22 protein-coding genes are annotated in these 25,781 nt (G+C 70.2%); 3 read left to right on the top strand and 19 right to left on the bottom strand.

Features of this window, described 5'->3' with window-relative positions; genetic code table 11:
- Positions 1–109: 109 nt before the first annotated feature.
- The 19 genes from ACG02S_RS14025 to ACG02S_RS13935 form a co-directional block, all read right to left on the bottom strand.
- Positions 110–1,129: a zinc-dependent alcohol dehydrogenase family protein gene (locus tag ACG02S_RS14025; protein ID WP_394471074.1), complete on the bottom strand. Its 1,020-nt coding sequence runs from the start codon at positions 1,127–1,129 to the stop codon at positions 110–112.
- Positions 1,129–3,276: a xanthine dehydrogenase family protein molybdopterin-binding subunit gene (locus tag ACG02S_RS14020; protein ID WP_394471073.1), complete on the bottom strand. Its 2,148-nt coding sequence runs from the start codon at positions 3,274–3,276 to the stop codon at positions 1,129–1,131. The genes ACG02S_RS14025 and ACG02S_RS14020 overlap by 1 nt, the downstream gene beginning before the upstream one ends.
- A complete protein-coding gene (locus ACG02S_RS14015) occupies positions 3,273–5,150 on the bottom strand; it encodes a hydantoinase B/oxoprolinase family protein (RefSeq protein ID WP_394471072.1) in 1,878 nt (625 codons plus the stop codon). The genes ACG02S_RS14020 and ACG02S_RS14015 overlap by 4 nt, the downstream gene beginning before the upstream one ends.
- A 15-nt stretch (positions 5,151–5,165) precedes the next feature.
- Complete coding sequence (locus tag ACG02S_RS14010) at positions 5,166–7,214, bottom strand: hydantoinase/oxoprolinase family protein (RefSeq protein ID WP_394471071.1); 2,049 nt, start codon at positions 7,212–7,214, stop codon at positions 5,166–5,168.
- 267 nt (positions 7,215–7,481) lie between these two features.
- Positions 7,482–9,629 (bottom strand): GAF domain-containing protein, encoded by a 2,148-nt coding sequence (locus ACG02S_RS14005; protein WP_394471070.1) that lies wholly within the window; start codon positions 9,627–9,629, stop codon positions 7,482–7,484.
- Between the two features lie 33 nt (positions 9,630–9,662).
- Entirely contained in the window at positions 9,663–11,099 is a 1,437-nt protein-coding gene (gene ppsR / locus ACG02S_RS14000; RefSeq protein ID WP_394471069.1) for a transcriptional regulator PpsR, read from the bottom strand.
- A 136-nt stretch (positions 11,100–11,235) separates the two neighbouring features.
- On the bottom strand, positions 11,236–12,351 hold the full coding sequence (gene pufC / locus ACG02S_RS13995) for a photosynthetic reaction center cytochrome PufC (protein ID WP_394471068.1): 1,116 nt from the start codon (positions 12,349–12,351) through the stop codon (positions 11,236–11,238).
- Positions 12,348–12,506: a hypothetical protein gene (locus tag ACG02S_RS13990; protein WP_394471067.1), complete on the bottom strand. Its 159-nt coding sequence runs from the start codon at positions 12,504–12,506 to the stop codon at positions 12,348–12,350. Before ACG02S_RS13990 ends, pufC begins: the two co-directional genes overlap by 4 nt.
- Positions 12,506–13,483, bottom strand: coding sequence for a photosynthetic reaction center subunit M (gene pufM / locus ACG02S_RS13985; protein WP_394471066.1), 978 nt, complete (start codon positions 13,481–13,483; stop codon positions 12,506–12,508). Before pufM ends, ACG02S_RS13990 begins: the two co-directional genes overlap by 1 nt.
- Before the next feature lie 12 nt (positions 13,484–13,495).
- Entirely contained in the window at positions 13,496–14,320 is an 825-nt protein-coding gene (gene pufL / locus ACG02S_RS13980) for a photosynthetic reaction center subunit L (RefSeq protein ID WP_394471065.1), read from the bottom strand.
- A 117-nt stretch (positions 14,321–14,437) separates the two neighbouring features.
- A complete protein-coding gene (pufA, locus tag ACG02S_RS13975) occupies positions 14,438–14,623 on the bottom strand; it encodes a light-harvesting antenna LH1, alpha subunit (protein WP_056273600.1) in 186 nt (61 codons plus the stop codon).
- An 11-nt stretch (positions 14,624–14,634) separates the two neighbouring features.
- Positions 14,635–14,862, bottom strand: coding sequence for a hypothetical protein (locus ACG02S_RS13970; RefSeq protein ID WP_394471064.1), 228 nt, complete (start codon positions 14,860–14,862; stop codon positions 14,635–14,637).
- A gap of 27 nt (positions 14,863–14,889) precedes the next feature.
- Positions 14,890–15,039: a light-harvesting antenna LH1, beta subunit gene (gene pufB, locus ACG02S_RS13965; protein WP_130480664.1), complete on the bottom strand. Its 150-nt coding sequence runs from the start codon at positions 15,037–15,039 to the stop codon at positions 14,890–14,892.
- A 96-nt stretch (positions 15,040–15,135) separates the two neighbouring features.
- The gene (gene bchZ, locus ACG02S_RS13960) at positions 15,136–16,620 is read right to left on the bottom strand and encodes a chlorophyllide a reductase subunit Z (protein ID WP_394471063.1); all 1,485 of its coding nucleotides are present in this window, start codon (positions 16,618–16,620) and stop codon (positions 15,136–15,138) included.
- Entirely contained in the window at positions 16,620–18,110 is a 1,491-nt protein-coding gene (gene bchY, locus ACG02S_RS13955) for a chlorophyllide a reductase subunit Y (protein ID WP_394471062.1), read from the bottom strand. Before bchY ends, bchZ begins: the two co-directional genes overlap by 1 nt.
- A 10-nt stretch (positions 18,111–18,120) precedes the next feature.
- Positions 18,121–19,128, bottom strand: a complete 1,008-nt coding sequence (locus ACG02S_RS13950; RefSeq protein ID WP_394471061.1) for a chlorophyllide a reductase iron protein subunit X — start codon at positions 19,126–19,128, stop codon at positions 18,121–18,123.
- Entirely contained in the window at positions 19,125–20,078 is a 954-nt protein-coding gene (gene bchC / locus ACG02S_RS13945; RefSeq protein ID WP_394471060.1) for a chlorophyll synthesis pathway protein BchC, read from the bottom strand. Before bchC ends, ACG02S_RS13950 begins: the two co-directional genes overlap by 4 nt.
- Positions 20,079–20,167: 89 nt before the next feature.
- Positions 20,168–21,313, bottom strand: coding sequence for a methyltransferase (locus ACG02S_RS13940; RefSeq protein WP_394471059.1), 1,146 nt, complete (start codon positions 21,311–21,313; stop codon positions 20,168–20,170).
- Complete coding sequence (locus ACG02S_RS13935; RefSeq protein WP_394471058.1) at positions 21,310–22,188, bottom strand: polyprenyl synthetase family protein; 879 nt, start codon at positions 22,186–22,188, stop codon at positions 21,310–21,312. Before ACG02S_RS13935 ends, ACG02S_RS13940 begins: the two co-directional genes overlap by 4 nt.
- Before the next feature lie 100 nt (positions 22,189–22,288).
- On the opposite strand from ACG02S_RS13935, the gene crtD reads away from it, so the two are divergent.
- Genes crtD through ACG02S_RS13920 form a run of 3 tightly spaced genes read left to right on the top strand, consistent with a single transcriptional unit; the run spans position 22,289 to position 25,778 of the window.
- On the top strand, positions 22,289–23,878 hold the full coding sequence (gene crtD / locus ACG02S_RS13930; protein WP_394471057.1) for a 1-hydroxycarotenoid 3,4-desaturase CrtD: 1,590 nt from the start codon (positions 22,289–22,291) through the stop codon (positions 23,876–23,878).
- A 23-nt stretch (positions 23,879–23,901) separates the two neighbouring features.
- Entirely contained in the window at positions 23,902–24,780 is an 879-nt protein-coding gene (locus ACG02S_RS13925) for a carotenoid 1,2-hydratase (protein WP_394471056.1), read from the top strand.
- On the top strand, positions 24,777–25,778 hold the full coding sequence (locus ACG02S_RS13920; RefSeq protein ID WP_394471055.1) for an NAD(P)H-binding protein: 1,002 nt from the start codon (positions 24,777–24,779) through the stop codon (positions 25,776–25,778). Before ACG02S_RS13925 ends, ACG02S_RS13920 begins: the two co-directional genes overlap by 4 nt.
- Positions 25,779–25,781 lie beyond the last annotated feature (3 nt).

The raw sequence follows: 25,781 nt of genomic DNA, 5'->3' as shown, positions 1-25,781 counted from the left end.
CTTGCTGCGGCGGTGCGGTATGCACTGGCTTTCATGATCAGCGTTGCCGACGCACCTTGCCGGCTGGCGAGCGCCGCTGTTCAACCTGCGAACGGCGTGTGGCCGCAGCTCAGCGAGCGCGGATCAGCACCTTGCCGAAGTGCTTCGCCGAACGCAGATGGGCATAGGCCGCGGCGACGGCGTCGAAGCCAAACTCGCGGTCGATCACGGGCTGCAGGCCATGCGATGCGGCGGCCTGCACCAGCTGCGCCAGCATCGCGCGGCTGCCCGAGGTGATGCCTTTGACCGTCAGGTTCTTCAGCACCAGCGTCGTGAAGTTCGGCAGCCGTGCAGCGCGACGACCGCCCAGCGCGCCGATGATCGCAATGCGCGCATTGGGCGCCGCTGCGTCGATGGAGGCAGGCAGCGTAGCCAGCCCGCCGGTTTCCAGGATTACGTCGGCGCCCTGCCCGTCGCTGAGGCGCAGCAAATTCGCCGCCCAGTCGGGATGCGTGCGGTAGTTGACCGTGAGGTCGGCACCGAGTTCGCGGGCCCGTTCCAATTTGGCATCGCTGGAAGAAGTAATGGCCACACGGGCGCCTTTGAGCTTAGCCAGCTGCAGCGCAAGGATGGACACGCCGCCGGTGCCCAACGTCAGCACCAGGTCGCCGGCCTTGACGCGGCCCACGTCGACCAGCGCATGCCAGGCCGTCAGGCCCGCCGCACACAGCGGCGCGGCCTGCGCGTCGCTGAGCCCATCCGGCACGACCACCAGCGCCGCCGCCGGCACCAGCACCGCTTCCGCCGCCCAGCCGTCGAGCGACGTCCCAAGGTCCGCGCCGAAGATGTCGGGGTTGAAGTCGCCGTCAATCCAGCTCACGAAGTGCGGGCAGATGACCCGCTGGCCCAGCCGCAGGTCGCCGCAGCTGGCGCCCAGCGCGATCACCTCGCCCACGCCGTCGGACAGCGGGATGCGCTGATCGGGCCGCAACGGGCCGTAGCGCCCCTGCAGCACCAGCAGGTCGCGGTGGTTCAGGCAGGCCGCGCGCAGGCGCAGCAGCGCCTCGCCAGGGCCTGGCACGGGCAGCGGACGCTGCACGGCGCGCAGGCTGCCCAGCCCCTTCTGGGGCCCGATTTCATAGGCCTTCATCATCTCGAGGCCGACCCGTCGAGCCGTATGGGCAGCGAGCGCACCGGTTTGCCGGTCAGGCGCGCCACCGCGTTGGCCACGGCAGCCAGGATGGGCACGCTGCCGGGCTCCCCGATGCCAGTGGGATCGGCGTCGCTGGCGACGCTGTGCACCTCGATGACAGGCATCTCGTTCAGGCGCAGCACTGGGGCATCATGGAAGTTGCTCTGCCGCACGCGGCCACCGTCCAGCGTCAACTCGTTGTGCAGCACGGCGCTGAGGCCCCAGGCGATGCCGCCCTCCATCTGCGCGCGCAGCGTGCCGGGGTTGATGACGATGCCGCAGTCCACCACGCAGACAACGCGCTCGACGACCACCTGAGCCTGCTCGATGCGAACCTGTGCGACCTGCGCGACGACGGTCTTGTAAGCTTCCTGCACGGCCAGGCCCAGCGCTCTGCCGGCTGGCAAGGCCTGACCCCAGCCTGCGCGCTCGGCCGCCAGCCGCAGCGCCGCCGCGTGGCGCGGATGCCCGCCCAGGTGGGCGAGCCGGAAGGCCAGTTCGTCCTGCCCGGCGGCGCGCGCCAGCTCGTCCATCAACACTTCCTTGCTGAAGGTGGTGTGGTTGTAGCCCAGCGCCCGGTAGGTGTGAACGGGAACGCCGACGTTCGGCTTGACCCAGCGCACGCGCGCATGCGGCACGTCATAAGCTTCGGCCAGATGCCCTTCGGTGACGAAGGGGTCGGGCCGCGTCGGCGCGCCGGGCTTGAGCATGCTGGGCGAGAAGGACTGCGCAACGATGGTCTGCTCCACGGCCAGCAGCCGACCCTGCGCGTCCAGCCCGGCGCGCAGCCGGTGCAGGTTCATCGGCCGGTAGTAGCCACCGGTGATGTCGTCCTCGCGGGTCCACATCAGCTTGACGGGGCGCACGTCGCCGGCGGCGGCCTGCGCGCGCAGCAGCTCGGCCAGCTCGCTGATCCAGTCGGCGCTGAAGGTGGCGCGGCGGCCGAAGCTGCCGCCGCTGGGCAGCGGGTGCAGCACGACGTGCTCCGGAGGCAGCCCGAGGATGCGAACAACAGCGCGGTGGTCGATGCTGGGGCTCTGGAAACCGCCCCAGATCTCGCATCGGCCGTCGCGCACCTCACCCACCGCCGCCAGGGGCTCCATCGGCTGGTGGGCGAGGTAGGGCAGTTCAAAGTCGGCCGTCAGCACCTTGGCTGCGCCTGCCAGCGCCTGGGCCGCATCGCCGCGCACCAGCGCATCGATGCCCGGCTCGCCACTGGCGGCCATTCGCTTGAACTCGGCCTTCAGCTCGGGCGTGGAGCGAGTCTCGGCCTGGCTGTCGTCCCATTCGATCTTCAGCAGGCCGCGGGCCTGCATCGCCGTCCAGCTGTCGTCAGCCACGACAGCCACGCCCTGCGGCAGCCGGTGCACGGCGCGCACACCCGGCAGCGCACGGGCGGCAGCGTCATCCACGCTGCGTACGCGGCCACCGAAGCGCGGCGAGCGCCGCAGCACCGCCACGCCCATGCCGGGGCGCTGGATGTCGATTCCATACGTGACCGCGCCACGGGCCATGTCGGCCGAGCCGAGGCGGGCGCGCTCGCGGCCGATGAGGGTATACGCATCGCCGGACTTCAGCGGCACGCCGCTTGGCACGGGCAGCCGGGCTGCCGATACGGCCAGCTCGCCGTAGCCCAGCTGGCGGCCGGTGGCACCGTGCATCACGCGGCTGCGGTGCGCCGTCAGCTCGACCACCGGCACGCCCCAGCGCTGCGCTGCAGCCTGCAGCAGCATCGCGCGCGCCACGGCGCCGGCCTCACGCAGCTGCTGCCAGCTGTTGGCGACCGACGTGGAGCCGCCCGTCGTCTGCATGCCGAAGACGGTGTGCTTGTAGAGCGCCGGGTTGAACGGCGCCGGCTCGCTGCGCACCTGGTGCCAGTCGGCGTCCAGCTCCTCGGCCAGGATGGTGGCCAGCCCCGTGGACACACCCTGCCCCATCTCCAGGTGCTTGATCAGGATGGTGATCTCGCCGTCGGGCGCAATCCGCAGGAACGGTTGGTTCAGGCCTTGACCGGCTGGCGACGTGCTGCCCGCCGCCGCTGGCAGCCCCAGCACCAGGCCGCTGCCGGCCAGCGCGACGAAACCGCGGCGGCTGACCCCGCTCATGCCGCAGCCACGCACCGCTGGCCCTGCCACACCGGCTGCCTGGGCGCCGGCAGGCCAGTCTCTTCGAGGCAGCGCGCGCGCAGCGTCTCGATGTCCGGCCCGAAGTTGAAGGTGCCGAACTCGCCACGTGCGGCGCGCATCTCGGCGCGCAGTGCTTCGGTGGCCTTGGCGTCCACCTCGCCGGCTACCAGCACGACGCCGTAGTCCCGCGCACCCTGCGCGCTGACCAGGCCCTGCTTCAGCTCCTTGGCCAGCAAGGCGGGGTCGCGCGCCAGCGGGTCGCCCCAGCCGCCACCGCCCCAGGTGATGAACTGCAGCGTGTCGCCGGCTTCGACCGGGTAGCCCTCCAGCTTGTTGCCGACGACGATCTGCGTGCCGTCCGCCTTGGTGAGAATCTTCCTGGCGCGCTTGCCCGGCAGGCCGCCGTTGACGCCCCAGGGCGGGACGAACCAGCGGTCGTCGTGGATGGCGATGGTGCCCGGCTCCAGGAAGCGGTAGACCATGTTGATGCCGTTGCCGCCGCGGTGCAGGCCGGCGCCGCCGGAGTCGGTCACGGTCTCGTAGCGCACGATCTCCAGCGGGAAGTAGCGCTCCAGGAACTCGTTGGGCACGTTGGTGAAGCCGGGGAACAGCGAGTGGCCGTCGGGGCCGTCGCCCAGCGGGCGGCCAGGGATGCCACCGAACCCGATCTGGAACAGCTGAAACCACTTGCCGTGCTTGTCGGTGCCCGCATAGAACAGGTGCGGCGACGAGGAGAAGCCGGCGGCGTTCAGGAACTGCGGCGTCTTCTGGCCCAGCAGGCCACCAAGGATGTCGAACAGCCGGCCCAGCACATGGGTGCGGCCCGACAGTGCGGCCGGGAACCTGGGCTTGAGCAGCGAGCCTTCCGGCACTCGCACGTCGATGAGGTCGTAGTAGCCGTCGTTGAACAGGATCTGGGGGTCGAACACCATGATCATGTAGATGCCGAAGAACATGCGCATCATGTTTTCGTTCAGCAGCATGTTGATCGACGCCTGCGACTGTGGGTCGGTGCCGTCGAAGTCCAGCACCACGCGACCGTTCTCGCGCCACATCGTGCACTTGATCTTGTAGGGGCCGTAGCCCAGGCCGTCGTCGCAGACGTAGTCCTCGAAGGACACCTTCTCCTCGCCGATGGAGTTCTCGATCAAGTGCTTCATCGCGCGGTGGTTGCGCTGGAGCAGCAGGTCGGTGGCCGACACGAACACGTCGTCGCCGAAGCGCGTGACCATCTCGACGACGCGGTGCGCGGCGACGCGGCACGCTGCGATCAGTGCGTTCAGGTCGGCCTTGCACCAGTCGGGCGTGCGGGACTGGTGCATCACGAGCTTGACGAGGTCCTCGTTGTACTCGCCCTTCTTCCAGATCTTGACGGGCGGGATGCGCACGCCTTCCTGGAAGATCTCGGTGGCGTGGATGGGCATGGAGCCGGGCACCATGCCGCCGATGTCGCTCTGGTGGCCGAACATCGACGTGTAGGCGATCAGCCGGCCGTCCTTGAACACCGGCAGCAGCACCAGCCAGTCGTTGCAGTGGCTGATGGCGCCGCCGACCGAGTAGGGGTCGGACAGGAAGATCAGGTCGCCGTCCTCGACGGTGCCGTCATAGCCGTCCAGGAAGGGGCCGATGTACGAGCCGAACTGGCCGACGATCATCTTGCCCTGGTGGTCGGCGATGAGCGGGAAGGCGTCGCCCTGTTCGCGGATGCCGGGCGACATGGCGGTGCGCACCAGCGTTGCGTCCATCTCGATGCGGGCATTGCGCAGCGCGTTCTCGATGATGTCCAGCGTCACCGGGTCGACGGCGACCTGGTTGAAAGGCCTGGCATTGGCCTGGATGATTTGTGCGGGCATGGTGGGGCGTCCTCGTCAGGCCAGGTGGATCAAGATGTTGCCGACGTGGTCGACGGTGCCGACGCAGCCGGCTTCGATCAGCGTGGTCGAGTCCATCTCGACGACGACGGCAGGGCCGGAGATCACGTCCTCGGCCAGCAGCCTGGCGCGGTCGTAGATGACGGCGGGCACCATCTGCCCGCCTGCCCACAGCTGGTGGTCGCGGATCTTGGCGCGAGCGACATTGCCGTCGCTCTTGGCCAGCGGCGGCGCCGGCAGTTCCAGCGCCGGGCCCATGGCCACTGCACGCAGGTTGACCAGCTCGTGCGCCGAGTCCATGTTGAACGTGAACAGGCGCAGATGCTCGGCATCGAAGCGGGCGGTGACGCCGGCCAGCCCGTCGCGGCGCAGCGTGTCCGGGTCGATGGAGAGTGGCACTTCGAAGGCCTGGCCTTCGTAGCGCACGTCCAGCTCGAACAGGCTGGTGATGTCGGCGTCCGCGATGCCCTCGGCGCGCAGCTCGGCGCGGGTCTGCTTGGCCATCTCGGACAGCAGCGCGATGACCGATTCTTCGTTCGTCTCGGCAACGCGTTTCGAGAAGCTGCGGGCGGTCTCAGTGCGCATGCGCGTCGTCGCGTCACCCAGTGCGCACAGCACGCCCGGCGACACCGGCGAGATCGCGGGCCAGGAGCCCATCAGCCGCGCCACCGCGTTGACGTGCAGCGGGCCGGCGCCCCCGAAGCCCATCAGCGCAAAGTCGCGCGGGTCATAGCCCTGCTGCACGGAGATCATGCGCAGCGCGCCGAACATGTTCTCGTTGACGATGTCGATGATGCCGCGTGCGGCCTCCATCAGGCCGATGCCCAAAGCGTCAGCAATCCCCTGCACCGCCTTCTTGGCGCCCTCGCGGTCCAGTTTGAAAGTGCCGCCCAAAAGGTTCTCGGGCAGGTAGCCCAGCACCACGTTGGCGTCGGTGACGGTCGGCTGCGTGCCACCCTTCTGGTAGGCCACGGGGCCGGGCACGGCGCCCGCGGACTGCGGGCCCACGCGCAGCGCCTTGGTCAGCTCGGGCACATAGGCGATGGAGCCGCCACCGGCGCCGACCGTCTTCACGTCCAGCGCCGACGCGCGCACCGACAGGTGAGCCACCTCGGTGCTGCGCTGGCGGCGGGCGTCCAGGTTCTCGATCAGCGCGACGTCGGTGGACGTGCCGCCCACGTCCAGCGTCAGGATGTTCCTGATGCCGGCGTTGCGGCCCACCCAGATGGCGCCGGTGACGCCGCCGGCCGGGCCGGACATCAGCAAGTTGACCGGCTGCAGCTCGGACTTCTCGGACGACATCAGGCCGCCGTCGGAGCGCAGCAGGCTCAGCGAGCCGCTCATGCCGGCGCCGCGCAGCTTGTCGCGCAGGTTGCGCACGTAGCGGCCGACGACCGGGCGCATGCTGGCGTTGGCCACCGTCGTCAGCGTGCGTTCGTACTCCTGCATCTCAGGCAGCACCTCGTGGCTCAGCGAGATCGGCACGTCGGGCATGATCTCCGCGGCCAGTTCGCCCACGCGCTTCTCGTGCGCGCCGTTCAGGTAAGCGTTGATGAGGCTGACAGTGAGCGCCTGGATGCCGGCGTCGCGCAGCGTGATCAGCGCCTGGCGGACCTGCGCCTCGTCGATGGGGGCGATCTCGCGGCCCTCGGCGTCCATGCGGCCGGAGATCTCCAGGGTGTCCTGCAGCGCGGCCAGCGGCTCGGGCTTGGGCCAGACGATCCAGCCGGCCAGGCCGCCAGGCACGAAGCTGCGCGCGATCTGCATGATCTGGCGGTAGCCCTCGGTCGTCACCAAGCCCACGCGCGCGCCCTTGCCCTCCAGCACCGCGTTGGTGGCCACGGTCGTGCCGTGCAGGAAGAACTCGACCTGCGACGGCGCGATGCCGGCCTTGTCGCAGATGGCGTTCACGCCGTTGAGGATGCCCTCGGACGAGTCGTGCGGCGTGGACGGTGTCTTGTGGCGCCAGAAGCGACCGTCGGCATCGTCGAACAAAAGCAGGTCGGTGAACGTGCCACCGACGTCCACACCGAGGCGAAAGGCCATGGGAAAAGCTCCAGCAAGTCGCCCTGGGCAGGACGGATGCCGAATTCTTCGCAGCCGGCAACCCGCCGGAAAACCGGGGCGCGGCTTTGTTCGCCTGATGGCTTGGACGCTGTCCTTGTCTCGCTACGTAAGGCTGCGCAGCGCGCTCGTTCTCATCGCTCCGCGGCTGCCTGCCCCCGGTGCCACGCTCCACCGTGCCACGCCCGCTGCCGGCGCCACAAGTTCTGCTTCGGGTCGATTTGCGTGCAGGGTGGGCCGATTGCGCCGCTAGCCAGAAAAGCTGCGGATCTGCGCGTAAAGCCCGGCCGCACGGCGGGTGGAGGTTTCAAGCTCCTGCAACAGCGGCGCCACCGGCGGGCCGCCGCGCGCGTCGGCGATGTCCATCGCGGCAAGACTGGCGTTGGTCAGGATGGCCGAGATGACCTCATCGGCCTCTACCGAACCGCCTTGCGCCGCGAGCTGCAGCGCGCTTTCGAGGTTCAGCCGTGCGGTGTCGGCGCGGCGGGCCTCGCGCAAGTCGATCAGCGTCAGCACGAAGCCGAGCAGCGCGCCGTCGCGTCCGCTCACCGGTTCGGCATGGACAGCCATCGGCACAGCCTCACCACCCTCGGTCCGCAGGTCCAGCTCATGACGCCAGCCGTGGCGGGCATGGCGCATCTGTGCCAGCGCCTGCTGCACAGGCGCCTCGGCCACGAACAACGCTTCGATGGGGATGCCCTTGTCGACCGGCGCACCGCGCAGCGCCAGCAGGGCCGCGTTGGCGAAGACGGCACCACCTTGCGCATTCGCTACCAGCACCGGCTCGCGCGAGCCGGCCACCGCGCCACGGATTTGCACCAGCTGGTGCTCGGCGATCAGCAGCCGCACCGCATGCACCTGCACGATGATGTCCACCAGCGCCACGCCGATGCCACGCGCCAGCGCGATCTCGCTGCTGGACCAGGGCACGGCCGTGCCGCGCACGATCTCCGACCAGGCCGCGAACGAGCGTCGCGGCGACAGCTCCAGCGGGTTGTTGGCCACCATGGGCTTGGCGGGGTCGCCAGCCCAGGTGATGCTTTGCAGCTGCTCCTTGCGGAACCAGATCAGCCAGTCCGGGCTGTTGGTGGACAGCCTCACCGCCAGCACGCCGCTGGCCGTGGGCGTGAGGCTGGCCAGCGCCGGGTTGGCCTGGCCGACCGACGCGCAGGCGAAAGGCTCGTCGCCGCGCGGCGGCTGCTGCTGCACCCAGGCCAGCAGCGCGCGGAGTTCGGGGGTGGATGGCGCCTCGCCGGTGGTCAGCACCTCACCCTCGCAGAACAACGCGGCGCCGGTGGCGTCCAGCGGCTGCAGCAGCGTGCGCGGGTTGCGGAACAGCGCGTAGCGCCAGTCGCCTTCGGTAGACGTGGCCTCCACCAGCCGCTGCTCCAGCCGGCGCACCATCAGCGCGACCTGGGCATGGGCGTAGTTCTCGATGGCCGAGATGCGCGTGGAGGCCACCTCGGCCAGCAGGTCGGCGGCGGCTCGCAACGTGCAGCGCAGGTAGCGCGGCGAGTAATGGTGGCAGGCGATCAGCCCCCACAGCTGGCCCTCGCGCACCAGCGAAGCGGTCAGCGTGGCGGTCACGCCCATGTTGCGCAGGTACTGCAGGTGAATGGGCGACATGCTGCGCAACTGGCACAGCGACATGTCCAGCGGCGCCTCGGTGGCTGGTAGATGCGCGGGCAACAACGGCGCCTGCACGGCGTCGACATCGACCAGCATGCGCACGCGGTTGAGCAGGTACAGCGCCCGGGCGCGCTGCGGAATGTCGCTGGCCGGGTAATGGTGACCCAGCAGCGATTCCAGCCGCGGGTGGCGGGCCTCGGCGATGACCTTGCCATGGCCGTCGGGGTCAAACTTGTAGACCACCACGCGGTCGTAGCCAGTCAGATGACGCAGCACCTCCACGACCGCATCGGCCAGCACGCCCACCGACGGGGCAGCGCCGAAACGCTGCAGCGCGCCGGACAGCGTGGCGGCCAGCACGTCGGGCGCCAGGTCCTGCAGCTCGACGCCGTCGAGCGCCGTCGCGGCCGGTTCTAGCTCCAGCACCAGATGGCCGTCGGCCAGGCGGTGCAGCGCCCCGTCGAAGCGGCGCTGCGCCACGCCAAGGCGGCATTGCAGCGCGACGGCCTCGCGCAGGTCGGCGCCCTGCTGCAGCTGGGCCACACGCTCAGCGACGTCACCACCCAACACGGCCAGCGGCCGCTGCAGCAGCGCGTCGGGCGCCACGCCGAGCAGCCGCGCCACGTTGCCGCTGAGCTGCTGCACGCGCAAGTCCGCGCCGGCAAGCACCAGCAGCGCGCCATGGGGCTGAACCGCCCCCGCGAGGTGGATCAGCTCGCGCTCGCAGTTGCTGAGGTCGGCCTGGCCGAAGGCGGGTGCGGCTTGCATCGCTGCCCTGTTTGCGCGCTTGCTAGCGGTCGTTCAATTGATCAGCGGGGGCGTGCCGCCGCCGTCGGCCGGGTAGCCCAGGCCGGCCAGGCCGTGTCGCTGGATGCGCAGCTCCAGCGCCTCGGGCGTCATGCCCAGCGCATGCGCGGCGGCGGCGCGCTGCCCACCGGTGCGCAGCAGCGCGCTCTCGATGAGCTGGCGCTCGGCCCGATGCGCCACCTCCACCAGCAGGTCGGCCAGCGGCACGCGGCCGACCTGGTCCAGCAGGCCCGTCAGCACGTCGTCGCCCGCCAGGTGCGCCGGCAGCCGGTGGCTGGAGCGCAGGATGAAGCCCAGGCAGGCCTGCTCGCCCTCGGCCATCAGGGCGGCCGACACGCGCACGCGCTGCGGGCTGCCGTCCAGCGACCCGACCTCCAGCGGCAGGTTGGACACCATGCCGGCACCGCGCACGCGGGCGACCAGCCGCGACCAGCCGCCGCCGCCATCCAGCAGCAGTGCCGACAAGGGCTGGCCGCGCAGCTGCGTCTCGTCACGCTGGCGGCTCAGCCGCAGGAAGGCCGGATTGGCCATCAGGATGCTGCCAGCGGCGTCGGTGATGACGACCGCGTCCGGCGTGGTCTCGACGAACTCGGCCATGCGTGACAGCGCCAGGCTGTCGGCCGCACCGGCCGGGGCCTCGTCGCGGCGGGCGCGTAGCAGGATCTGTGGTTGGTCGTCCACCTTGAAGGGTGTGGCCGAGATATCCAGCACGCCGGGCGTGGCGGGCGCGCGCACGCGGATCTCGCCGGCGCGGCCGGTGCTGCGGGTGGTGGCCAGCAATTCGGCCACCGCCACGCGCGCCGAGGGCGGCAGGCTGTCGGTCAGCGGCCGGCCCTGGATGACGCTCAGCTCATGCCCGAACAGCAACGCGCTGGCCGCGTTGGCCTCCAGCACGCGCAGGCTGTCGGCATCGAGCACCAGCACGGCATCGTTGGCCACCTGGAACAGCAGCTGGTAGCGGTTCTCGGCCTGGCGGCGACTCCAGTAGTGGCGCTCCATGTCCTGCTGCGCCTCGACAAAGCGCTGCTGGATGGCGGCCACGGCCCGCAGGTCGCGGCCCACAGCCAGCACGGGGCCGTCGGCGCCGAGCCGGATGGCCGACCAGGTGACGGGCAGCTCATCGCCGCCAACTGCCGGATCTGCCGGGTGGCTGACCTCGCGCCGGCGTGACACCACGCCGCTGCGTGCCACCTCGTCCAGCAGCGACTGGATCTTCGGCCGTGTGCTGGCGCTGACGGTGTCGACCCAGCGCCGCCCGACCCACTGGCCGCAACCCTGCGCCTGCACGGCCGCGCCTTCGGCGACCGACGAGATCACACCGTCCTTGTCGATGACCAGCGCGATATCGCTGGCGACACGGGCGATGGTCGTCGCCAGCTCGGTGGCCAGCGGCGACAGTGCGCTGAGGTCGGGGTCGGTCGGGGTGGGCACCTTGGGTGGTCTCGATCAGGTGACGACGGAGCCAGGCGGCAACGGCTGGCCGCCTGGAGACGAGGTCGATTATCACCAACGCACTGATCGTAGACGCCCCCCGGCGTCGCCCGGGCCCTGCCCGGCCTGATGCCGCTCAGCCGGGCACGGCCGCCGGCTTGGCATCGGCCGCCGGCAGGGTCTGCAAGGCCTTCAGGTCATCGACCGTGACGGCAGCGGCGACGCCCGAGGCGGCGGCCGCGGCCGGCATGGCCTTCACGAGCAATTCCGGATGGTGCTTGGCCATCTCCGCGCCGTACAGCGGCTTGTGCGCGCCCTGGTGGCAGGTGGCGCAGTTGACCTTGGCGACGTCCCCGCCTGGGCCCAGGCGGTTGGCCGGGAAGGCGCTTGTCAGCGGCACCATGTATTCCAGGTTCAGCTCGCGCGCCATGCGGATGCCATGCCAGGCGCTCAGCCGCGGCGGCGAACTGTTTTCCCACGAGCCCAGCGAGCGGGTGTTGTGGCACTGCGTGCAGTTGACGCCCAGCGACTTGGACATGTGCATCATCAGCCCGTAAGTCCACTCGGCCTGCTTGGTGGACTGCCGGTTGCCGGCCGGCAACGCTTCGGTGCCCGCCACGCGGATGTTCTCCGCGCCAAGCAGGAAGGGTGTGAACGGGTCGTTGGGCAGTGCGCTCAAGCCCACGGTCTCGGCGGGCGCGTTCTGCCCGGCCTTGTTGCCGGCAAAGTCGTTCGCCCCCTTGGGCATCAACGGCTGGAACCAGACCTCCTTGGGCACCGGCTCGCCGCGGTGGCAGGTGAAGCAGGTGACGCCCGTCTTGGCAACGTGGGACTTCCAGTCGCTGTTGATGGTTTGCGTCATGACCAGCATGCGCCGCGCGACGACCTTGGTGTAGAGCGAGTCGTCGGCGAAGTTGGCGGCGTTGTGGCAATGCACGCAGCCCTGCTTGGGCGCCACCCAGTTGGTCATGGCCAGCATGGTGCGGTTGAACTCGCCGACGCTGAGGTTGCCCAGCACCTTGACGTTCTGGTAGACCTGCCCGGCCTTGGGGCCGTCCGGTGAGGCGGCCTCCAGTGGCGCGGGCGCCTCATTGCTGGCAGCCTGTTCGGCGAGGGTGCGCGGGTTGTAGACCTGCTCCATGCCTGTGCCGCGGTAGCCCCGCTGCACGGTGTCGACGGGCGGGCGTTCGCAGCCGGCCAGCAGGGCTGCGCCCAGCGTGAGGGCCAGCAGGCCGAGGTGGAGGCGGCTCATGCGTTCGCTCCCGGCTGCAGCGGGGTCGGCTGGTGCGCAGGCAGGTGCGCCTGGACACACAGGCTGAACGCCGGCCCGCCAAAACCCCGACCCACGGCCTCGCTCAGACGGACCAGCAGCGGCCTGGCCCAGCGCTTCAGTTGTTGACGGCTCATCACTTGACTCCCAGCAGTTGCAACGCGGGGTCGACGACCGGCGGGAACACCGCGGGATACATCGGCGCCAGGCCGTGCTTGACGCCCCAGAGGTACCAGTTGTCGACCACGGTGCCGGTCAGCAGGATGCCGATGCCGCCGGTCAGCGGGCACAGCACTGCGAACCACCAGGCCCAGCGGTGGATGGACTCCATCGTCGCGTTGAAGCCCATCGTCCAGCGCCAGAACAGCGCGGCACGCTCGCTGGCCGTGCCACGGTCGGTGATCTGCTCGATCTCGCGCTCGCCGCCGAAACGGCTGACCGCCAGGATGGTGGCGCCGTGCATCGCGAACAGCAGCGTGCTGCCGTACAGGAAGGCGATGCTGAGCATGTGGAAGGGGTTGTAGAACAGGTTGCCGTAGCGCAGGCTGAATGCCGCCGTCCAGTCCAGGTGCGGGAAGATGCCGAACGGCACCGCCTCACCCCAGCTGCCCATCAGCAGCGGGCGGATGAAGCCCAGCACCAGGTACAGCCAGATGGCCGCCGCGAACGCCCAGGCCACGTGCGTGCCCATGCCCAGCTTGCGCGCGCGGCGGTACATGCGCACCCACCACAGCAGGATGGACATCGTCAGGAAGAAGCCCGTCAGCAACCACCACCCGCCCTCGTTCAGGGGCGGCAGGCTCAAGCCGTAGCCGGGCGGTGGTGGCTCCAGCGCCAGCCAGGGCAGTTGGCGCACGAACTGCACCGGGTCCCAGCCGACCGAGGCCCACATGTTCAGGCCGATGATCTCGAAGGCGATGAAGCCGCAGAGCAGCGAGCACACGCCCAGCCAGCCCAGGTAGATGGGCCCGAGCTGTGCATCTCCGATGCGGCCCAGCAGGTGCCAGTGCAGGCCCTTGCCTTCGCGCTGGTACTCGTCGCGGCCCAGCGGCACGCCGGGGTAAGAGGGTGCCGCGACCTGCACGCTGGTGAAGAGGTTCTGGTACTCAGCCATGGTGCGTTCTCCTTACTTCCAGACCGGCAGGTTGAGCCACCAGCTCCACCATTCCGGCCAGCCGCGCGTCCAGAACGGCCCGCTGATGACGATGCAGACCGCGCTCCAGAAGCCGGCCGACAACGCCAGGAACAGGCCCAGCCGGTGGATGCCCAGCGTGCCGATGGAGTAGCCGATGGTGTCGCGGAAGAACGTGTTCTCGTGCTCGGCGGTCTTCACGACCTGCCCGTGGCCCGGGTTGGTCGCCGACAGGATCAGTGCGCCGTGCAAGCTCAGCGCGAAGGTGGTGGCGAAGAAGAAGCTCACCGCCAGCATGTGCGCCGGGTTGTAGTGGAAGTGCAGGTACTGGTAGCCCGTGTTGGACACCCAGTCGAGGTGACTCATGATCCCGTACGGGAAGCCATGACCCCAGGCCCCCATCAGCAGCGGCCGAAAGATGACCAGCGTGACGTAAGCCAGGATGGCGACCGCGAAGGCAAAGGGCACGTGGTAGCCGATGCCGAGCTTGCGGCAGATCTCGACCTCGCGCAGCGCCCAGGAGATGAAGGAGCCGGTGGCGCAGACCGTGATCAGCTGCCACAGCCCGCCCTCCATCAGCGGCGCCATGCCCAGGCCGTACTTCAGGTCGGGCGGTGCGATGCTGATCTGCCACAGGTTCCAGGTGCCGCCTTGGCTAGCGCCCCAGACGATCAGCAGGATGCCGACCAGCGAGAAGAACGCGGTCGTCACGCCGAAGAAGCCGACGTAGAACGGACCGACCCAGAAGTCGAACAGGTCGCCTCCCAGCAGCGTTCCGCCGCGCACGCGGTACTTTCGCTCGAAGTTCAGCATGGACATGCTCAGCTCCCCTGACAGCCGCAGCACGGCAACGCCGCTGCGCCTGAGTTCATTCAAGTGGGCACGCAGGCCGTGAGGCCGGCGCACCGCGGGTTGGGCCTCGCGGCCCGGCCAGGCCTACTTGGGAGCAGGCGCCGGCATCGACGAGTTCTGGCTCACCGCCTGCGTGCGCGGTCCATCGAGCCAATTGAACTTGTTGGTACTGAGCAGCACGAAGTGAATCACCAGCGCCAGTACGAACAGGAAGGCAAACAACGCGACCAGCGCACGGCGCGGGTCGAAAAGCAGCCAGATCTTCCACATGGTCATCTCTCCTAATTGAGGTGCGACAGGAAGGTGTAGACACCCGCCCGGACACCCTTGATCAGCGATCTCTCGCTCTCTGCGCCGGGGAACCACCGTCGCCACTTGAAGAACAGCAATTGCGCCGTCACGGCGACGCAGAACACGACGGCAAAGCTCAACAGGAACAGCGTCCCGTTGGCCATGCCGTCGTGGACGGCGGCGTGGACGTGGGCGGGCAAGGTGGTGGTCTGGGCCATGGTGGCTCCTTGATGCGCAGGTTCAACTCACAGCCAGGGACGCCACATCCACACCAGCACATGGGCCACCACGGCAATTGCCGTGAAGCCGATGAAGCTGGACATGAAGATGCCGTGGAATTCCCGGGCTTCGTTTTCGGTCAGCCCGGATAACGAGCCTTTCCTTTCCTCAGCCATATCGTTAGCTCCTCGAACAGTGGCCTCTCGGCCGCACCGCGCAGCTCCCGCGCGGCAAGGACTTCCATGGCAGCAGGCCCACGGCAAGACTTGAATTCATGTCAGGGCATCCAGGGCCGCGGCGGCGATCTGCCGCGCGTGGCCTTCGATGTCCATCACTTCCACCACCGCGGCGCCCCGCGCACGGGCGGCGGCCTCGGCCCGGTCGCGCAGCCGCTTGGCCGCCGAAATGCGCACCAGCACCGGCTGCGCCTCCAGCAGTTCGCTCAGCAGCTCGCGGGCCTCAGGCGCCCAGCTCATTTCGGCGAGCGCACGCGCGGGCGTCGGGTCGACCCGATCCAGCTCGACGCCCAGCGGCAGGATGTGGAAGAGCGCGTCGAACAGCGCATTGCAGAACTCCTGCACCAGATACGTGGCGCCGGCATAGCCCATGAAGGGCGTGCCGGTGGCGCGGCGCACGATGGCGCCGGGGAAGGACGCCGGGATGAAGGCTGGCTTCATCGGACCTTTGCTCGCCGCCTCGGCCAGGTACATGCGCTCGTTGAAGCTGCCGTACAGCACCAGCGGCGCCTTGTCGTGGACCAGCGCGCGGATGGCCGCGTTGTCCGTCTTCTCGCCTGGCTTGCGCGCCACCGCGAAGTGGCAGGGCAGGCCCAGCTCGGTCTCGAAAAAATGGCGCACGCCGCGCGCGTAGGTCTCGCTGGCGACGATGCCAAAGCTGGCCGTCGCGAAGAAGTCCTGCGTGACCGAGCGCCACAGGTCCCAGATCGGCTTGATCGTCGTGTGCTTCTCGCGCTCGATGAAAGGCTCAGGGTCCAGGTGCAGCAGCTCGCCCAAGCGGCGCAGGAAGGCCGTGGTGCTGTGCAGCCCGATGGGCGCCTGCAGCCAGGGCCGGTCCAGCGCCTCGCACAGCAGTTGGCCGAACTCGCGGTACAGGCAGACGTTGGCATCGGCATGGGCCAGCAACTGCACGTCGGCCAGGTGGCTGCCCAACGGGAAGGCCATATTGACCTCGGCGCCGATGCCTTCGACGAGGCGGCGGATCTCGTGCAGGTCGCTCGCGCTGTTGAACTGGCCGTAGCAGGGGCCGATGAGGTTGACCCGCGGCTTCTCACCGGCGGGCCGATCGGCGAAGGGCTTGCGCGCCGGCACCTTGCGCAGGCCGTATTCCGACCACAGCCAGAACATTGCGCGGTTGGCGCATTGCCACTGGTCTTCGTCGATGGTGCGCGGCAGGAAGCGCGCGATGGTCGTGCCCTCGGGCGTCACGCCGCCGCCGATCATCTCGGCAATGGAGCCGGTGACGACGACGCTGGGCAGGTCGGGGTCCAGCGTGGCGTGGGCGCGCTTCATGGCGCCCTCGGTGCCCTCGCGGCCCAGCTGCTCCTCGGCCAGGCCGGTAACGACGATGGGCAGCTCGTGCGGCGGCAGCGCGTCGGTGTAGTGCAGCACAGAAGTCACCGGCAGGTTCTCGCAGCCCACCGGGCCGTCGATGACGACCTGCAGGCCCTTGATGGCGGTGAACACGTAAACGGCGCCCCAGTAGCCGCCGGCACGGTCGTGATCGAGAACGAAGTTCATCAGATCATTTCCTCCGCCTTGCGCCGCTTCTGGATCTTGATGACCTGGCGGCGCGTGTCGGCGCGGAACTCCGGCCGCAGCACAGGGGTGTCCGTCCAGACACCAGCCCGATCGCCCTGCCCGGCTTCGCCGAAGAACTCGCGCATCGTGTCGAAGCGCGCCTGGTTGGCGATGGCCCCGTTGATGACCTGTGCCAGCGAACCTGCGCCGGCCGGCCCCATCAACGGTCGCGCCGAGATGAGGTTGGTGAAGTACAGCGCCGGGATCGCCCGCTCCTTGCAGGCCTGCACCAGCGGCGTGGTGCCGATGGCGAGCTGCGGGCGGTGGCGGTGCACGGCGGCCAGGTCTTGCTCCAGCGATGCGCGGTACTGCACCTCGCAGCCACGCGCTTCCAGCCACAAGCGGTCGGGATCGGACCAGGGGGTGCGCGGGCAGGCGGTGCCGACGTAGGGCACCGTGGCGCCGCTCTCGATGAGCAGGCGGGCAACCAGCAGCTCCGAGCCCTCGTATCCGCTGACCGTCACGGTGGCGTTGATGGGGGACTTGGCCAGTGCGCCGCGAATGGCGGGAAGGATCGCGGCAATCGCCGCTTCAACCTGCGCACTCGGCACCTCGGCCGCTTCGCCGATGGCGCGCAGCCAAGCGGCCGTGCCGTCGGCACCGACGGGCGCTGAGCCGACGATGGGCCGGCCGGCCGCCTGCAGCTCGCGCACGCTGGCCGTGTAGAAGGGATGGATGGCGGCGGCCACCGTGCAGTCCAGCGCGGCATACAGCTCGCGCCACTCGCGCGTGGGCACCGTGGGGCCGGTTTTCAGGCCCAGGGGCGCCAGCAGTCCACCGATGACCATGGGATCGGCCGGGAACAGCTCGCCCAGCAAGCTGACCGTCTTCGCCTGATCCATGCCCTGCTCTCGCCAGCCCTTGGGAGCGCTGACGGGGCCGGACTCAGCCTCGCTGCGGGCGCGCTGCAGCATGGCGCCGGCCAACACATCCTTGGCCTCGGCATGCGTGGGCACGCCGAAGCCGGGCACGTCGATGCCGATGATGCGCACGCCGTTGATGACCTTGGGCAGCAGTTGCAGCGGCACGCCGCTGGCGGTCGGCACGCACAGGTTGATGACGACCAGCGTGTCCAGCTTCTCGGGGTCGGCCTGAGCGTGCACGGTGTCGCGGATGTCCTCGAACAACTTGCCGGTCACCAGGCTCTCGCTGTTGAAGGGCACATAGCCCACGCTGCGCTTGGCGCCATAGAAGTGGGACGTGAAGGTCAGGCCGTAGACGCAGCAGGCCGAGCCGCTGAGGATGGTGGCCGTGCGGCGCATGCGCAGGCCCACGCGCAGCGCGCCGAAGGCCGGGCACATGCTTTGCGGCTGGTCGTGCGGGCCCTTCGGATAGTCGGCCGCGTAGCGATCCAGCGTCTCGCGCGTGGCGGCGCTTTGGTTCTGGCTTTGGGCCAGGGCCATCTCGGGAGTCGCGTGGCAGTTCGACATGGCAGCGTGCTCAGGCGGCGTCGTAGACGACTTCCAGCGTGGGCTTGACCAGCTCAGTCTTGCCGACCATGTCGAACAAGGTCGCCGGCTCCATCTGGAAGTCGCGCCCTGTCACCTCGGCGGAGAAAAGGCCCAGCAGCTGGTCCTGCGTCTGCGGCTTGGGCCGTACCGGCGGCGCCTCGCCGACGTTGGTGGCCAGCGTCTCGAACAGCGACGCCCACTGCGTTCCGGGCCGACCGATGATCTCGTAACTGGCGCTCTTGCGGCGGATGTCCTCGTGGGCAGGAATCGCGGCCAGCACGGGAATGCCGGCTGCCGCGGCAAAAGCTTCGGCTTCGCCCGTGCCGTCGTCCTTGTTGATGACCATGCCGGCCACGCCGACGTTGCCGCCCAGCTTGCGGAAATACTCCACCGCGCTGCAGACGTTGTTGGCGACGTACAGGCTCTGCAAGTCGTTGCTGGCGACGACGATGACCTTCTGGCACATGTCGCGCGCAATCGGCAGGCCGAAGCCGCCGCAGACCACGTCGCCGAGAAAGTCCAGCAGCACGTAGTCGAAGCCCCAGTCGTGGAAGCCCAGCTTCTCCAGCGTCTCGAAGCCGTGGATGATGCCGCGCCCGCCGCAGCCGCGGCCGACCTCGGGGCCGCCCAGCTCCATCGCGTAGACGCCGTCGCGCTTGAAGCAGACATCGCCGATGGCCACCGCCTCGCCGGCCAGCTTCTTCTTGCTGCTGGTCTCGATGATGGTGGGGCAGGCCTTGCCGCCGAACAGCAGGCTGGTGGTGTCGCTCTTGGGGTCGCAGCCGATCAGCAGCACCTTCTTGCCCTGCTGCGCCATCATGTAGCTGAGGTTGGCCAGCGTGAAGCTCTTGCCGATGCCGCCCTTGCCGTAGATCGCGATGATCTGCGTGGTCTTGGTGACCGGGCCGGTGGCGACGGCATCAGGCTCAATGGCGGCTTCGGCACGAAGCTGCTGGAAGCGCACCGGCGCCTCGCTCGGAATCGTCGAGGTGCTCATGCGTGGTGTCTCCAGTCCAGGACCATCTTCAGGCAGCCGGCATCGCCGAAGGCCTGGGTGTAGGCAGCGCCGGCGTTGTCGGCCGGCTCGCTGTGGGTCAGCAGGCCGTCCAGCGACAGCCGGCCGGCATGCAGCAGCGCGTTGACGGCCAGCATGTCGGGGCGCTTCCATTCGGCAGCCACCCGGATCCGCGCCTCCCGCATGAAGGCGGGCGCAAAGTTCAGCGACAGCGGCTGCGCGTAGAAGCCGGCCAGCACCACCTCGCCGCCGAAGGCCAGCCGCGCGATCAGGTTGTCCAGCAGGCCGGCATCACCGCTGACGTCGTAGATGGCCTTGTAGTCGCGGCGCTTGTCGTCGTCCGGGTGCACGACGGTGTAGCCCACGGCGCCATCCGCACGCGCCGGGTTGGTTTCCCAGACGGTGAAGTCGGTGAGGCCGGCGGCCACGTTCATGCGCGCCAGCAGGCGGCCCAGCACGCCGTGGCCCACGATCAGGTCGGGCGGCGTGTGCGGCTGGCTGGTGCCCCCGCCGGCCACGCTGTGATAGGCCGTCGCTGCCAGCGCCAGCAGCACAGCCTGCTCGCCGAGCTTCTCGTCGACCGGCACAACCTTGGCGCTGGGCACCACCAACCGTGAGGCCGAGCCGCCGAACAGGCCGCGCACCTCGCCGAAGCAGCGCGCGCCCGGCACAAAGACTCGCTGGCCGACCCAGTTCGAGCTGGCCGGACCGACCGCCATCACGCGGCCGACTGCCTCGTAGCCGGGCACCAGCGGGTAGCCCATGCCCGGGAACATCGGCATGGTGCCGGTCCAGATCAGGCGCTCGGTGCCAGTGCTGATGCCGCTCCACTCCACCTCGACGACGACGTCGCCGTCCTCCATGGCCGGCAAGCGCAGTGCGCTGAGGCTCAGGTGCTCGGGCCGGTCGATGACGACGGCCACGGTGTTCATGACACCGCCTTGCAGCAGCTCGGAGCGGTAGTGGTTCTCGAATCCATGCGAGTCATCCTACGCTTACGTTGATAAACGTCAACTCAGCTTTACATAGGACAAACACCTGCCTCGGCGACCAGCACGCTGGCCTGCAAAGGCTGGTGGGTGGCCAGGCGGCGTACGCGGTCAAAGCCGGCCTGCGCCAGCAGCTCGCGCAGGCGGGCCTCGCTGCGGGGCTGTCCGCGCCCCATGGCCAGCAGGTAGAAGCCGAAATAGGCGTGCCCCATGGCCTGCGCCCCCGGCGTGTCGGCCAGCGGCTCGGCGATCAGCAGGCGGCCGTGCGCCGGCAGCGCGCGGCGCACGGCCTGCAGCAGACGCAGCACACGCTCATCGTCATGGTCATGAACCACGCGCAGCAGGGATACCAGGTCGGCGCCCGCCGGCAGCTCGTCGCGCAGGAAGTCGCCGCCCTGCGCGCTGCAGCGCGACGCCAACCCGGCTTGCTCGAAACGCAGCGCGGCACGCGCCGCCACACCGGGCAGGTCGAACACCTGCACCTGCAGCGCCGGCGCATGACGCGCCGCTGCGCAGGCGAAAGCGCCGTCGCCGCCGCCCACGTCGAGCAGGCAGCGATGTCGCTGCAGCGGGTAAGCCTGCAGCACCTGTTCAGCCACCAGCGGCTGCGAGGCCGCCATCAGCGCTGAGTAGGCTGCCACCTGCCCGGCCGGCAGCTCGCCCGGCGCGGCGGCGCCCGCATAGGGCCAGAAGCCGGCGAGCCTGCCCGCGCCGGCGTCGCCGCGCAGCAACGCGAGCGGGTCAGCGAGGTCGGCGTACAGCACGCGGTGGTGCTCCACCATCGCCGCCAGGGCGGCATTGCCGGCCAGCGGCGCGCCGAGCGGCCCCAGGCCGAAACGTCCGTGCGGCCGGGCCTCCAGCAGCCGCAGCGACACGGCGGCGAGCACCAGGCGCTCGGTGGCCGCCAGCGGCAGTTGCAGGCGCGGCGCCAGCGCGTCCAGCGTTAGTGCACCCTGGGCCAGCAGCAGGTCGAACAGGCGCAGCTGCACGCAGGCCAGCAGCACCTGCGAGTACACGAAGCCGGCCACCAGGTCGAACACCTGGGCAGCACGGCGCCGGGCGATCCAGCGCGTGGGCAGAAAGGCTTCGGCCCAGCGGCGAAAGCGCGCGCTGCCCAGCAGCTGGTCGCGCCAGGCCAGCGGGGCGTCGCTCCAGTGCGGGGCGGCGACGGGTGTCATGCAATCGCCGCCACGCGTTCCACCAACTGCTGCGGCACGAGCCGGTTCGCTTCATGGCGGATCAGCTGCCGGAACTGCGACGCGCCCGGGCAGACCGGCACGGTCAGCAGCGTCGCCTGCACCAGGCGATGGAACTCGGCCAGCGCGCCGTCCAGCCCCAGCTCGCGTGCGCTGCTGGGCCGGTCCAGCGCGACGTCCTGGCCGCCGGGCTTGCCCAGCGCGCCGGCATCCAGCATCACGTCGCGAATGTCGTCCGCCACCTGGTAGGTCAGCCCCAGCTGCTCGCCCAGCGCGCGCCATGGCGCTCCGTCAGCGCCGGCCGCCTGCGCGCCGGCCATGGTGGCGGCAGCGAACAGCGCGCCGGTCTTGGCCCGCTGGTAGTCGCTCAGGGACAGCTGCGGTTCGCACTCCCAGGCCTGGCCGGCGACGATGCCCATCGGCATGCCCACGCCCTGGCAGACGGTGCGCAACAGCACGGGCAGCCGCGACAAATGGCGCCGGGCGCTGGCGCTCAGCACCTCGAAGGCCGCGACGATGAGCGCATCGCCCGCCAGCACCGCCAGCCGCTCGCCGAAGGCGCGGTGCACCGACGGCAGGCCGCGGCGCGTCGCGGCGGCGTCGAAGCAGGGCAGGTCGTCATGCACCAGCGATGCGCAGTGCAGCAGTTCGATGGCCGCCGCCGCGCCTTCACTGAGGGCGGGGTCGTCCTCGCCGCAGGCCATGGCCACCGCCAGCGTCAGCTTGGGACGTATGCGCGCGCCCCCGGGAAACACCGCGTGCTGCATCGCCGCAGCGAGCCGGGGCGGATGACCGCCCTGCAGGGTGGGTGCCAGGCTGGCGCGTAGCGCCCGCTCGATCCTGTCTTCATGCGGCATAGCGGCCTTTGCTGGAAGAGGACACTGCAATCCGCCGTCGTCTCATGCGAATTACATTACGATGTGTCAATCAGAATAGACACATGCGGAAAGGCCGTCAATGAGCTTGCAGGCGCACGCCCACAGCCGTCGGCCGCCCCGGGTGCTGGTCATCGGCGCCGGCGTGGGCGGGCTGACAGCCGCGGCCTTGCTGGGGCAGCAGGGCTTCGACGTCCATGTCATCGAACGGGCGGCAACGCCGGGCGGGAAGATGCGCCAGGTGGAGGTGGGGCCCCAGCGGCTGGACGCCGGGCCCACCGTGCTGACGATGCGCTGGGTGTTCGACGCGCTGTTCGACCGTCTGGGCCTGTCGCTGGACCGCCAGCTGCACCTGCGGCGCTGCGAGGTGCTGGCGCGCCACTTCTGGGGGGCGGGCGAGACGCTGGATCTGTCCGCCGACCTGGAGCACAGCGTGGCCGCCATCGCCAGCTTCAGCGGCACGGCCGAAGCGGCGCGCTACCGCGTCTTCTGCGCGCGAGCCGAAGCGGTCTACCGGACGCTGGACCGCCCCTTCATGCAAAGCCCCAGGCCCACACCCGGCTCGCTGGCCTGGCGGGTGCTGCGCCAGCAAGGCCTCCCGGGCCTGCGCCAGTTGCTGCGCATCTCGCCATTCACCACGTTGTGGCGCGAGTTGGGCCGCTATTTCCACGACCCGCGCCTGCAGCAGCTGTTCGGCCGTTACGCCACCTACTGCGGCTCCTCGCCCTTCGAGGCGCCGGCCACGCTGATGCTGGTGGCGCACGTGGAGCGCGAGGCCGTGTGGCAGGTGGAGGGCGGCATGTTCCGGCTGGCGCAGGTGCTGGCGGCCGCCGCGCAGCAGCAGGGCGTGCGCTTCAGCCACGGCTGCGAAGTGCGCCGCCTGCTGATGGCCGACGGTCGGGTCAGCGGCGTGGAGCTGGCCGACGGCCAGCAACTGGGCGCCGACATCGTGCTGTTCAACGGCGACGCCCAGGCGCTCAGCCAAGGGCTGCTGGGCGAACCGGTGCAGCAAGCACTGGCCGACGACACGCACCGGCCACCGTCGCTGTCGGCGCTGACCTGGCATGTCGAGGCCGAGGTGAGCGGCGCGGAGCTGTCGCACCACAACGTGTGCTTCGGCCCGCCGGCCGGCTACCGGGCCGAGTTCGAGCGCATCGCCCGCGGCCAGCTGCCTGAAGCGCCCACCGTCTACGTCTGTGCGCAGGATCGCAATGGCGACACCCGGCCCCTGCGCCATGGCACGCGCCGCACCGAGCGGCTGATGGCCCTCGTCAACGCCCCGGCCACGCACGGCCGCCCCCTCACCGAACCGGAGATCGCGCAATGCGAGCAGCAGATGTGGACCCAGCTGAGCCGCGCAGGGCTGCGCCTGAAGCCCGGGTCGCAGGCGCCGGTGCTGACCCGGCCGCAGGACTTTGCGCAGATGTTCCCGGGCAGCGGCGGGGCGCTGTACGGCCCGGCCGCCCAGGGCTGGCGGACGAGTTTCTCGCGCCCCCAGGGCTGCACGCGGGTGCCGGGTTTGTTCCTGGCCGGGGGCTCGGTGCATCCGGGGCCGGGCGTGCCGATGGCGGCGCTGTCGGGCCAGCTGGCCGCCGAGCAGATCTGCGCGGCCCTGCGTTCGACATCGCGCTCGCCGGCGGTGCTTATGCCTGGTGGTATCTCGACGCGCTGAGCGACCCGCAGCCCGACGGCAGCGTGCACGCGCTGACGCTGATCGCCTTCGTCGGCAGCGTGTTCTCGCCCTATTACGCGTGGGCACGGCGGCGGCTGGGCGATGCCGCCGCGGCGCCCGAGGCGCACTGCGCCCTGAACCTGTCGCTGTACCGCCGCCCGGCGGGCGCCAAGCGCTACCAGCGCCTGTGGGCCATGACCGAGCGCGGCACCGGCCAGGTGCAGCGCAGCGCAACGCAGCTGCGGATCGGCGCCAGCCGCCTCGCCTGGGGCGCGGGCGGCGACCTGCTCATCGACGTGGACGAATGGACCGCCCCCTGGCCGCAACGCCTGCGCGGGCGCATCCACCTGCAAACCGGCGCGCTGCCCGGCCGCGCCTTCGCGCTGGACGCCGCGGGCCGCCACCACTGGCAGCCCATCAGCCCCGGCGCCCGCGTCGCGCTGGACTTCGAAGCCCCACAGCTGCGCTGGCAGGGCGATGCCTACATGGACGCCAACCATGGCACCCGGCCGCTGGAGCGCGACTTCGACAGCTGGCAGTGGTCGCGCAGCGCGCTGGGCGACGGCTGCAGCCGCGTGCTGTACGACGTGCGCGGCGCCGACGGCCACGAGCGCGCGCTGGCGCTGCGCTTCGCGGCCGACGGGGACATCAGCGCCCTGCCCCTCGCGCCGCGCCAGGCGTTGCCCGACACGGCCTGGGGCATCGCTCGCGGCAGCCGCGGCAACCGGCCACCCGAGGTCGCGGCGACGCTGGAAAGCGGCCCGTTCTACAGCCGTTCGTTGCTGCGCGACGCGGTGGACGGCTCGCTGTCCGTGCACGAGAGCCTGTCGCTGCAGCGCTTTCGCCAGCCCTGGGTGCAGGCGCTGCTGCCGTTTCGCATGCCGCGCTGGAGCCGCGGATGACGGCGCCGTCGCAACGCGTGTTCATGCTGGGCGCGACCGGCACCATCGGCCAGGCGACCGCGCGCGCGCTGCTGCGACGCGGCCACGAGGTCGTCTGCTTCGTACGGCCCCGCTCGGGCCCGGGCGGGCGGCTCGACGCCACCGCGCTGGCGGCGCGGCTGCCGGGCGCCGAGCTGCGCTTCGGCGACGCGACCAACCCCGTGTCCCAGCGCCGGGACGGCTGGCGGGGCGAGCGCTTCGACGCGCTCGTCTCCTGCCTGGCGTCGCGCACCGGCGCCCCGCGCGATGCGTGGGCCATCGATCACGCCGCACATGCCGATGCGCTGAGTGCGGCGCGGGACGCCGGCGTGTCGCAGGTGGTGCTGCTGTCCGCGCTGTGCGTGCAGAAGCCGCGGCTGGCCTTCCAGCAGGCCAAGCTCGCCTTCGAGCGCGAGCTGATGGCGTCGCCGCTGGCCTGGTCCATCGTGCGGCCCACGGCCTTTTTCAAATCGCTGTCAGGCCAGGTGGAGCGACTGCGCCGTGGCCGGCCCTTCCTGCTGTTCGGTGACGGGCGGCTGACCGCCAGCAAGCCCATCAGTGATGACGACCTCGCCGACTATCTGGCCGACTGCCTACAGCGCAGCGACCGCCAGCGCCAGGTGCTGCCCATCGGCGGCCCGGGACCGGCCCTCACGCCGCGCGAACAGGGCGAGCTGCTGTTCGCGGCGCTGGGCCTGGCGCCGCGCTTCAAGCAGGTGCCGGTGGCGCTGATGGACACCATCGTCGCCACCCTGTGCCTGCTCGGCCGCGCCTGGCCGGCCGCCGCGGCCAAGGCCGAGCTGGCGCGCATCGGTCGGTATTACGCCACCGAGTCCATGCTGGTGCTGGACCCGCTGACCGGCCGCTACGAAGACCGGCTCACACCGTCCACCGGCCGGCAGACGCTGGCCGACTTCTACGCCGCGCTGGCCAGCGGGGAGGCCGCGCTGCCGGAGCGCGGCGACCACGCGGTGTTCTGAGCC

Source organism: Pelomonas dachongensis (assembly GCF_043555865.1).
In the GTDB taxonomy this organism is placed as follows: domain Bacteria; phylum Pseudomonadota; class Gammaproteobacteria; order Burkholderiales; family Burkholderiaceae_C; genus Pelomonas; species Pelomonas dachongensis.
This window is presented reverse-complemented; position numbering and strand designations above follow the sequence as displayed.